Origin of the sequence: Algivirga pacifica (assembly GCF_039543525.1) — a bacterium.
GTDB lineage: Bacteria > Bacteroidota > Bacteroidia > Cytophagales > Flammeovirgaceae > Algivirga > Algivirga pacifica.
The window spans coordinates 21,139-32,921 of sequence record NZ_BAABJX010000064.1; the positions used below are offsets into that span (position 1 = coordinate 21,139).

Sequence of the window (11,783 nt, forward strand, 5' to 3'; positions counted from 1 at the left end):
GAAAGTTATAATCTCTTGTTGATATCCTGAAAGAATAAGAATTTATTTGAAAAGTGCAATTAATCTACAGAGACAAGACAGTTTTTTCGATATTGTAGTCATCAATAAACTTCAAAATTATATTCATCGTGTTAAGCTATTGGGAAAAAATACAACTAACGAACTATGATCATATTGTCGTGGGAGGAGGTATTGTAGGGTTGTCTACGGCGGCATCTATCATTGAGAAATATCCAGAGGCGAGCGTAGCCGTGCTGGAAAGGGGAATATTACCTACAGGAGCGAGTACCAAGAATGCAGGCTTTGCTTGTTTTGGTAGTTTGACGGAGCTGTTGAATGACATTAAAACCATAGGAAAAGAAGGTACACTGGATCTGGTAAAGCAGCGTTGGAATGGATTACAACTACTGCAACAACGTCTAGGTAAAGAAGCTTTGGAGTATGAGGGAAATGGTGGGTATGAATTGATTTCGGAGCAGGAGGAACCGGCATTGGAAGCTTTAGAGGAAGTGAATGAGCTATTATATCCCCTTTTTGGGCAAGAGGTATTTTCGATGTGTGATGAGCAAATTGCTTCTTTTGGTTTTGCGAAGGATACAGTTAAACATATGGTCTATAATCCTTTTGAAGGGCAGATCAATACCGGAAAAATGATGGATGCGCTCTGGTTGTATGTACAGCAGAAAGGGGTACGAATCATTACGGGGAGCGAAGTGATTAATATAGAGGAAGGTACTGATAAGGTTGCAGTAACGATTCAAAATACCCTTTCCCAAGAGCCTATTGTTTTTACCGCAGAACAGGTAGCGATCTGTACGAATGCATTCAGCAAAAAACTATTGCCGACCCTCGACTTATATCCAGGAAGGGGGCAAGTTTTAGTGACCAAGCCCATAGCATCCCTTCCATTTAAAGGGGTATTTCATATGGACGAGGGGTATTATTACTTTAGAAATCATGGCAATCGCATCATTTTTGGTGGTGGAAGAAACCTGGATATTCAAGGAGAAACAACAACTCAGATGGAGAATACTTCATTGATTATGGGTGTTTTACAAGAAAAACTGAAACAAGTTATTCTTCCTGATCAAGAATTTGAGATAGAGCACCAATGGGCAGGGGTTATGGCGTTTGGAGAGAATAAGCAACCCGTATGTCAGCGTATATCCGATCGTCAGGTGATAGGTTTGAGGCTAGGAGGAATGGGTGTGGCAATAGGAAGTGGCTTGGGAGAGCAATTAGCCTCTATATTGTAATTATTTGCTATTCAGTATTTTCATGACTTCATGCTAAGGTAATCCCAAGAGTGGTTTTATTCATACAAGCATAATCACAGGTTTCGATTAAAGTAGTGTGTAAAGTAGATCTTGCTGTTGTGATTTTAATAGAGCGATTGTTCATACTGTTTCATTGAGCGAAGCTTTCAAAAAACAACCAACTCAACTAAACAGTATGAACGAGCGAAGCTCAATTAAACAACATGAACAAAGCTTTTAGCAAAACTGTCAATGAAAATACTGTATGCTATTCAAGGTACCGGAAACGGCCATATAAGCCGAGCAAGAGCTATTATTCCAGAACTACAAAAATATAGTGAGCTGGACGTATTGATCAGTGGAACCCAAGCAGAGGTTACCTTGCCTTATCCGATAAAGTATAGGGTAAAGGGCGCGGGCTTTGTTTTTGGGAAACGAGGAGGAGTGGACTTAATGGAGACTGCTCAAATACTAAAGCCGGTACGTTTCAGAAAGGAGCTGATGTCGATCCCTGTGGAGGAGTATGATTTGGTGATTAATGATTTTGAGCCAGTGTCAGCTTGGGCGGCTTATCTGAAAAATGTGCCTTGTGTCTCCTTGAGTCATCAGGCGGCAGTATTGACTGAAGGGGCTCCCCTTCCATCTAAAAATAGTTGGTTTGGGAAATCGGTATTGAACTATTATGCACCGACTCAACGGCAGTATGGTTTTCATTTCGAGACGTATAATCAAGGAATCTTCACTCCAGTCATTCGACCCAAAATAAGAAACAGTATTGCGGAAAATAAAGGGCATTATACCGTCTATTTACCTTCCTATTCAGACCAGAAGATCATTAAGTATTTAAGTAAGATTAAAGAGGTTCGTTGGGAAGTATTCTCTAAGCATTGTAATCAGGCTTTTGCAGATCATAATGTTTTTGTACAACCTATTACGGATGATGCTTTTGTAAAGAGTTTGACAGGGGCTGAAGGAGTATTGTGTGGTGCTGGCTTTGAATTACCTTCTGAGGCATTATTCCTAAAGAAAAAATTAATGGTTATCCCTATGCAAAAACAGTTTGAGCAGCAATGCAATGCAGCAGCATTGGGAAAATTGGGAGTGCCAGTCATTAAAAAACTAAAGAAAAAGTATTTGCCACTTATACAGGATTGGGTCAACGCTTCCGATAGAGTAGAAGTGAATTACCCGGATCAAACAGAAGAGGTTATCCAACAAGTATTAAGTGATTTTATTGATCTAAAGCATGAAATGGCTGAGGTTTCATGGTCTCATGAGCCTATTCCAGTGGATAAAAATGAACTTGTAGTGATACACTAAAGTGATAAGCAATAATCGATAAATAGAAGAAAATTCAATATGTGTGATGATTGAATACCGTAGATATTCAAAGGGCATATGAGCTTTGTTGTATCAAATTTCAATTCTCGTGATCTTGGGAAAGGTGGTATCTGCGTAGGTGCCGCTTTTTTTTAATTAGGAGTTATGAGTCTGGAGTCTGGAGTTGTAATTTTCCTTAATATCAAACTCCAGACTCCAGACTCCAGACTCCAGACTCCAAACTCCAGACTCCAAACTACCTATATATTCTCGCCCTATTCAACGCTCTCTGGTATCGAATAGCATTGTTGTTATGCTCACGTAGTGTCCTTGCAAAGTTGTGATATCCGGAGAAATCCTCTTTGGCACACATATAAAGATACTTATGTTTTTCGTGGTTTAGGACTGCTTTTAGGGAGCCAATTTCGGGAACATTGATCGGCGCCGGAGGTAATCCTTTGAACTTATAGGTATTGTAAGGAGAGTTAATTTCCTTATGTATATTTAATACACGCTTTATTTCAAAGTCTCTGTGGGCATATACCAAGGTCGGGTCTGATTGTAATAGCATATTACGGTTTAGACGATTGATATATAACCCCGCTACTTTAGGTTTCTCATCAGGTTTGATGGTTTCTGCCTGTACAATAGAAGCCAATACACTTACCTGAAAAGGAGTAAGACCGATCTTATCAGCTTGCGCCTTACGTTCGTCATTCCAGAAGCGTTTGTACTCATAGTCCATTCTACGGATAAGGGCCTTGGCATCTGTATTCCAATACAGTTCATAGGTATTAGGAATAAAGATGGCTTTTACCGTTAGGCTATCATACCCCAAGTCGCTCAAGAAAGCCTCATCTTTAATGGCATCCATAAATTCTACTGCAGAGCACTGTAGGTTTCTGGTGATCTTTGGAGCCAAGTCCTCTAGTGTACGGGCATTATTGAAGGTGACCTTCACAGGCTCTTGATTACCGGAACGAAGTAAGCGGATAGCCTCGATATTCGTCATATCGTTGCGTAGTAGGTAACGTCCAGGTTTTACGTTTTCATGAAACTTCATCAGTTTACTGACAAACATAAAAGGAACAATTTCCTCCACATACTGATGTTTGTTAAGAGAGTCCTGTACGTTTTTGATGGTTCCTCCTTCTGGTATTAATAGGATAGAATGTTTCTTTCCTACGTTAATATTTGCCGTGAAAAAAATTTGAAAGACATATACCGCTACGGTAATGACTACGGCAGATAGTCCGACAAATAGGTAAATCTTCTTCTTTGTATTATTATCCATATTTCTAGTCAAATTGGTTTGTCTGTTGTTGTGCAGGTTTTCCCATTAATTGTACCAAACTATTTTGGCAGATAAACTAATGTACTTAGACGTTCAGGAGCCATAATATGGTTAGCGACATCCATGATTTTGTCAGCCGTAATGGCATCCAGCTCCGCAAACACTTCTTCTAGTGTATCCAGCTTTTGTTTGTCTATCAGGTTTTTACCCATACCTAGCATTAGACTAAGGTTACCTTCTTCTCCCATGGCAATCTGTCCTTTTAGCTGTTGCTTGGCCATATGGAGTTGAAGAGGCCCCAGTTTTTGCTCACGGACTTTCTTTAGTTCCTTGTGTACCAGTTTAATACATTTCTGTAGGGTTCCTGTTTCTGTGGCAAAGTTAATAGAAAAAAGCCCTGTATCTTGAAAAGCCACATAATTTGCCATAATGTCATATACATAGCCGTATTTTTCTCGTACTTGTAGGTTCAATCGGGAGTTCATGCCAGGCCCTCCCAGTAGGTTAATCAGTAAGAAAAATGGTAAGCGGTCTGTGTGATGGAAAGAATATGCTTCAGCTCCTATGACACAGTGTGCCTGCGTAATATTTTTGTAGGCTTCCCTTACCGTAGGCGTATACCCTTTGAAAGGGATTCGCTCTCGGTTAGTTTTTTTGTAAGGAATGTCTTTTAGGTATTTTTCGACAATACGCTTTACTCTATGAAAAGGGAGATTACTCACCGAGGAGAAGATGATTTCTTCTGTATTAAGGTTTTCGTCTATAAATGTCGTAAAGTCTTCTTGCTGGAACCCCATAACACTCTCCCTATTCCCTAGGATGTTTTTACCTAACTGATGGTCTCGGAAGATTTGCTCGTCAAACTCATCGGTGATGGCATCAGCTGGATCGTCTTGATACATAGACATCTCTTCCAGAATAACCCCTCTTTCTTTTATAATCTCTTTTTGGGGAAATGTGGAATGGAAAGTAATATCTGTAATGAGTTCTGCCGACTTCTCAAAGTGTTCGACCATAGAAGAGGCATAAAAACAGATTTTTTCTTTAGTGGTATAGGCATTAAGTTCCCCCCCTACAGAGTCTAGTCGGCTTAGGATATGGAAAGCTTTTCGCTTTTCTGTTCCCTTAAAAGCCATATGTTCCCAAAAGTGAGCAATCCCTTGTTGATGCGCTTTTTCATCTCTACTACCGATGTTCAGAATCAAGCCACAGTGAGCAATCTTAGTGCTTTTGACTTGTTTGTGAATCAACCGTATACCGTTATCAAATCTATGAATATCAAAATCCATATCTATTATCTATAGTTATACTCCCAAGCTCTTTGATAAACCTGTGAGAAAGTTTGTTTCAAAATGTATTGATACCCTTTATCTGTTTCTTTATCAGCAGTGAATAGGGTGATCAGCTTATTTTCAATAAGCCTGCAAAGATACAAGAGTATCAGTAAAATAAGAAATAATGGAGGTGGGGATCATTTAATTTCATTTTCATATCATGGGATTTATTGTATATTGATAACATAAATCGAATACTGAATTGTTTGATTTATACATTGAAGTGTTGGTCACGCATAGCTTCAACACACTATCTATTAAACATCAACTAATCATTCACTTTACAAGTAGCAAGCAATGGAATTAAAACGTGCTTTTGACTTTTTATATTATCAAGCCGAAAACCATCCAAGAAAAGATGCTTTGGCCTATAAAGTAGACGGTGCATGGAAGAAATTCAGCACTATGGATATTTTGGAGGCGGTTAATAAACTGAGTCTGGGTTTTCTGGAGTCAGGGATAGAACGTGGCGATAAAGTAGCCATCGTTTCGGAGAACCGTCCTGAATGGAATTTTATAGATCTTGCCCTTCAGCAAATAGGTGCTATTTCGGTGCCTGTTTATCCTACCATTACCATTGAGGATTATCAGTATATATTGGAGCATTCCGAGTCCAAAATGGTCTTTGTTTCTACAGATGAGTTGTACCGTAAGGTACACAAAGCTGCAGAACAAGTTGAAAATGTAGAAAGTATTCACACCTTTGATAAGGTGGAGGGTGCTCGTTATTGGGCTGAGGTAATGGTCATGGGAAATGATCGTGACGTGTTGGATCTACAACCGTTGAAGGATGCAGTCACAGAGGATGACTTGCTGACGATCATTTATACCTCAGGAACGACAGGCAGACCGAAGGGTGTAATGCTAACGCACAAGAATGTAGTGAGTAATAGTATTGGCGTTAGTCACCTGTTGATGATCACCGGAGAAGATAAGAAAGCTTTGAGCTTCTTGCCGTTATGTCATATCTATGAACGTACTGCCGTATACGTATACCTTTATTTGGGTATATCGATTTATTATGCGGAGAGTATGGAGACTATTGGTGATAACCTGAAAGAGGTGAAGCCACAAATCTTCAATACGGTACCTCGTTTATTGGAGAAAGTATACGATAAGATTATCAACAAGGGAATGGAGTTGACTGGCGTGAAGAAAGCATTGTTCTTTTGGGCTGTCAATTTAGGATTGAAGTATGACCCAGCCAAGAATATGGGCTTTGCTTATGATATGCAGCTGAAGGTAGCCGATAAGTTGATTTTTTCTAAATGGAGAGAAGCTCTAGGAGGTAATGTACAAATGATTAATTCAGGTGCAGCAGCCTTACAGCCTCGTTTGGCAAGAATATTCTGGGCAGCAGGTATCCGTGTTTGTGAAGGGTATGGGCTAACCGAAACCTCTCCAGTGATTGCTGCAAATATTGTGACGAAAGAAGGTGTGCGTATAGGAACCGTAGGGCCAGTGATTGGTGGGGTGGAAGTAAAAATCGCAGAAGATGGAGAAGTGCTGTGTAAAGGTCCTAATGTAATGCAAGGATACTATAAACAGCCAAAATTAACGGATGAAGTATTGAAAGACGGTTGGTTCCATACGGGAGATATTGGGGAGATGGTAGAAGGGCGTTTCCTGAAAATTACTGATCGTAAGAAGGAAATGTTTAAGACTTCCGGAGGGAAATACGTCGCTCCTCAATTGATGGAAAACAAGTTCAAGGAGTCAGTATTTATAGAGCAAATTGCTATTATTGGTGAAAGCCGTAAGTTTCCATCAGCTTTGATTGTTCCTAATTTTGAGTCCTTGAGAGACTGGTGTACCTACAAAGGAATTAAGTACACTTCAGATGCAGAAATGATCAAAAATGATCGTGTAAAGGAGAAGTTTGAAAGAGAAATCGCGCAGGCTAACCGCAATTTTGCTAAATGGGAGCAGGTGAAGAAGTATCGTTTGTTGCCAAGTATGTGGACCGTAGACTCTGGTGAATTAACACCAACGATGAAGTTGAAGAGAAGGGTGATTAATGATAAATTCAAGGAGCAGATTGAGGAAATTTACCTATAGTACATAGAGAAATTTCATCATAAAATAAGACCATTCTGAACGTAGTGTTCGGAGTGGTCTTTTTATTTTAATATTCAAATGACTATTAATTTCATGCATGAAGAATGTTAATATTTTTAGAGAAGTAGTGGGACTTTATTGAAGGAGTTACTTAGTAAAAAAGATCATTTTCTATCCATAACCCATGTATTGAGACGGTTTTCTGGTGTTGAGTGAGGTTAACTAAAATAAAGTAGAGAAAATAGGGCAGAATATTACTTTTTAGATAGAGGTATAACAAATGAGTTTTATACTTAGCCTTGCTATTTTAGACAAATTTGAGAGAGCTATGTAAAGAGCTCCCGATCTTCTTTTAACCCAAGCTATTATCAATTAAAACCATGCAAAAGCATCATTTACTATGTTTGCTTCCCTTACTGTTGTGGTATGGAGAAGCGTTTACACAATCCTGCGTAGCAGAACGAGTCCCTACTTCGTTGACCAATTATGATCCTACACAAACCGTCAGCTTTAAAAATGGCGTAGCTTTTACCGCAACCACCCCGTCTACTGGGCAGGAACTATTCTTTTCTGATGGAACAAGTGTCACCTTGTTGAAAGATATCAATCCGGGAGTGCCGAGTTCTGGAATCACGGCATTATCGGTGGTAGGAGATTATCTTTATTTCTCTGCGAATGATAATGTTCATGGGTATGAGCTGTGGAAAACAGATGGAACGCCTTCCGGAACAATGTTGGTGAAAGATATCAACCCAGGAGGAGTTTCTTCTACCCCAGCTTTTATTACGGAGCATAATGGAAAAGCATATTTTCAGGCAAAAGAAGCTTCTACAGGGATAGAGTTGTGGAGTAGTGACGGTACAGAGGGAGGAACCACATTAGTGAAAGATATTAATGTTGGAGCACTGAATTCTTCTCCGGGAAGCTTAGTGTCCAATGGAACTACATTGTTATTTAGAGCATTTCATCCCTCCTATGGAAATGAGCTTTGGAGTAGTGATGGCACATCTGCGGGTACAAATTTATTGTTGGATATTCAGGCAGGAACAGCATCTAGTACTCCCGATCGGTTGTCTATAATTAATGGAGTAGTGGTTTTTCAGGCGACTAAAAGTACGTATGGAAGAGAGCTTTGGAAAAGTGATGGAACTGCTCTAGGAACCACTATTTTAAAGGATATTTATCCAGGGTTTAACTCCTCCAATGCAGTAAACTTTATTTCTCCGGTATCGGGGAATACGAAAATGTTTTTACGTGCCAATGACGGAACACATGGTGTAGAGTTGTGGGTAACGGACGGTACAGAGGTAGGAACAGTATTAGTGAAAGATATTAACCCAGGACCATCGAGTGGAGATCTTTTCTCAGCCAACTATAAGGGAGATACCTTATATTTTAGAGGGAATGATGGTACACACGGAAAAGAACTTTGGAAAAGTGATGGTACGGAATCAGGAACCGTCTTGGTAAAGGATATTATTCTCGGTGGAGGGTCTAGCAATCCCATTTCTTTTAGAGCAGTGGGAAATAAGGTCTTTTTTGCGGCAACAACACCTGCCTTGGGAGAAGAGTTATGGGTGACGGATGGTACGGAATCAGGAACAGTTTTAGTAGAAGATATTAAACCCGGAGCAGGTTGGGGGCAACCTTATTGGTTTCAAAATAATGGTGATACTTTATATGTCAATGTTAATGATGGAACAACCGGTAGAAGTTTGTGGATTGCTTACTGTCAGAGTCCACCAGTCGCGGTGTGTCAAAATACGACCTTAACGCTAGGTGAAGATGGAACAGCAACATTAACTGCAGAGGATATTGATGGTGGAAGTTCCGACCCGAATGGGGATGAATTGACTTATACCTTGAGTCAAACAGCTTTTGATTGTAGTGATATTGGGGTGCAGATGGTCACTTTAACGGTTACGGATCCGGGAGGCTTGTTCTCAGAGTGTACGGCAGAAGTATTGGTAGAGGCAGGAGTTGTTAATGGAGGACAGCATTATTGGCAAACTGTGGGTGAAAAAGCATTTACACCTCAGCAAGCTAAAGAAATCGATTTACAGGTATTGTCTGATAGTATGCCGATCATCGCCTATCAGGATCAGTTAGTGAATGGACGACTTAGTGTACAGCAGTATGATGGTAGCAGCTGGAATCAGCTAGGTGGAGCGGGTTTCTCTCAAGGATATATAAGAACACCCGCTTTAGGAGAGTTGCCGGGAGGAATACCGGTAGTCGTTTGTCGTGACGATGGATTGGGAGGTAAGGCAGTGGCATATTACTGGAATGGTGCTATCTGGCAAATATTGGGAGGAGTACCAATGAGTAATAGCTATGTATTAAATACCACAATGACAGTAAGTGACTCAGGAATCCCTTATGTAGCATATCGTGATGGAGGAAATAGCAATAAATTACAAGTGAAATATTGGGATGGAAGTAGCTGGCTAGATCTAGGTGGTCCGATATCAACAACTTCTGTCGGTAAGATTTCAATGGCTACAGATCCCACAACAGATTTACCAGTTGTCGCCTATCAGGACTTTAGCAAGAGTGGACGTTTAAGTGCTCAAGCTTGGGATGGAGCTACATGGAATTTGTTGGGAACAACAGGGTTTACTCCAGGAAACTCAGATCAGGTTGATTTGTCAGTCAGTAGTACAGGAGTTCCTTATGTGATCTTTAAAAATACGCTTCAGGGAGGTAAAGCAACAGTTAAGTATTTTGACGGTGGAGCTTGGGTTGATTTTGGAACAACAGGATTTTCCACATCACAGATTTACTTTGCGGAAATTGAAATTAGTTCATCCGATAGTGTTTTTGTCGGTTTTAGGGATGCTGGTGTAAGCAATGGAGCCGTGGTGAAAAAATGGGATGGTGTTGATTGGGTAAATACAGGAGATGTGAGTAAGGTCTCCGATGGTAGTGCAGAATACATTCGTTTAGCCATGGGAGCGGATGATGTATTGTACTTGGCTTATAAAGATTTAGCTAATAGCAGTAAGGCAACGGTACAGCAATTAGATCAGGTGACCTTCTGTGATGAGTTTGCTATTGAGAGTGGCCTGGGAGGACCATTGCAATTAGGTCCATCAGTGGTGGGAGATGCTTGTTTCTCTGATGGCTCAGTACAGTATACTCGTTTAGCAACAGGCCTGGATGATACTCCTTACCTTGTTTACAAGGATGCGGGTTCAGGTAATGCTGCTGTGGTGAAGTATTTTGATGGTAGTAGTTGGCTGGACTTAGGTGCTGGTATTGTATCAGAAGGTAGTGTGGAGTATACTGATATTGCTACCTCTGATGATGGTAAAGTATACGTAGTTTATAAAGATAACTTTACACAAGGAAAGGCAACGGTACGCTATTATGATAATGGAACTTGGAATACACTAGGAACGCCGGGCTTCTCGAATGGTACGGTTTATTATACTAACATTGCTATAGCGATGGATGGAACGGTATATGTCGCTTATAAAGATGGTAGTAACGGAAGTAGGTTGGTTGTGCAACGATGGAATGGTAATAGTTGGACGGCAGTTGGTAGTGCAACGGGTATTTCCAATGGTTCTGTGAACTGGCCAGATATAGCCATAGATTCGGATGGATATCCAGTGGTGAGTTATCAGGATTATGCCGCAACGGGAGACTTAACTGTTCGTAAATGGGATGGTGGTAGTTGGAATACTTTAGGAATGGAAGGTTTTTCCACGGGAGATGCTAGCTATACACGTCTGGCTACTTTTGACGGTAAAGTTTATGTTTCTTATCGGGACAGTGGTCTAGGTAATAAACTGTATGTTCAAGTATGGAATGGAGGAGGCTGGCTCCCTGTTGGAGATGCTATTTCCACGACATCGGTTGCTTATAATGGCATTTCAGTTGGTAATGACGGAAAAATCTATGTTGCTTACACCGACTTTAGTCAAAGTGGAAAGGCTACCGCAAAGGTATGGACAGGTATGCTTTGGGAAGTTGTCGAGCAGGAAGGGTTTACAGCTGGTAAAGCAGAGTATATAGATGTAGTTATTGATAGTCAAGATATTCCTTATGTGGGGTATCGTGATGCTTCATGCTCCAATAAAGCAACCGTGGTAGCATTGGTTGCTGGTGGGGAAGGGGTAGCAACTCCAAGCCCTCGATTGAGTATGACTTCTTATACTGATGGGAATAGTCTTACGGTATCGTTTGATAATGCAACACCTAATCAGGCGCAGATTACAATCTTAAGTTTGGATGGAAAAGTACTTTACGAAAGTCAAAATTTCTTGATGGAAGGAAAGCATGTTAACCTGCCATTCCCTATACAAGATAGACAACTATATATCATAAAAGCTCATACTGATTTAGGAACAACTTTTATGAAAATGGTATGGGTACCGTAGGGGATTTTCTTCATGAAGAATGAATAATTAGGAATGAAGATGACTATTGCTCGTTGCGTTTTCGCAACGAGCTTTTTTTAGTGTGCCGTGCATGGTATTTGGCTAGGTGGTGCAAGTCCACTGTGGGGGATGGTAG

Annotated in this window: 6 protein-coding genes; 4 read left to right on the forward strand and 2 right to left on the reverse strand. The window is 40.5% G+C overall.

Annotated features, from left to right (window positions below; all coding sequences use genetic code 11):
- Positions 1–128 precede the first annotated feature (128 nt).
- Together ABD985_RS19910 and ABD985_RS19915 are read left to right on the forward strand one after the other, a co-directional pair.
- Positions 129–1,256: an NAD(P)/FAD-dependent oxidoreductase gene (locus ABD985_RS19910; RefSeq protein ID WP_345374867.1), complete on the forward strand. Its 1,128-nt coding sequence runs from the start codon at positions 129–131 to the stop codon at positions 1,254–1,256.
- 252 nt (positions 1,257–1,508) lie between these two features.
- The gene (locus tag ABD985_RS19915) at positions 1,509–2,576 is read left to right on the forward strand and encodes a glycosyltransferase family protein (protein WP_345374869.1); all 1,068 of its coding nucleotides are present in this window, start codon (positions 1,509–1,511) and stop codon (positions 2,574–2,576) included.
- 256 nt (positions 2,577–2,832) lie between these two features.
- On the opposite strand, the gene mltG is transcribed toward ABD985_RS19915, so the two are convergent.
- Positions 2,833–3,870, reverse strand: a complete 1,038-nt coding sequence (mltG, locus tag ABD985_RS19920) for an endolytic transglycosylase MltG (protein ID WP_345374871.1) — start codon at positions 3,868–3,870, stop codon at positions 2,833–2,835.
- Between the two features lie 59 nt (positions 3,871–3,929).
- On the reverse strand, positions 3,930–5,159 hold the full coding sequence (locus ABD985_RS19925; protein ID WP_345374873.1) for a M16 family metallopeptidase: 1,230 nt from the start codon (positions 5,157–5,159) through the stop codon (positions 3,930–3,932).
- Between the two features lie 342 nt (positions 5,160–5,501).
- Between ABD985_RS19925 and ABD985_RS19930 the strand changes: the two genes are divergently transcribed.
- Complete coding sequence (locus tag ABD985_RS19930) at positions 5,502–7,262, forward strand: AMP-dependent synthetase/ligase (protein WP_345374875.1); 1,761 nt, start codon at positions 5,502–5,504, stop codon at positions 7,260–7,262.
- Between the two features lie 380 nt (positions 7,263–7,642).
- Entirely contained in the window at positions 7,643–11,647 is a 4,005-nt protein-coding gene (locus ABD985_RS19935) for an ELWxxDGT repeat protein (RefSeq protein ID WP_345374878.1), read from the forward strand.
- Positions 11,648–11,783: the final 136 nt, after the last annotated feature.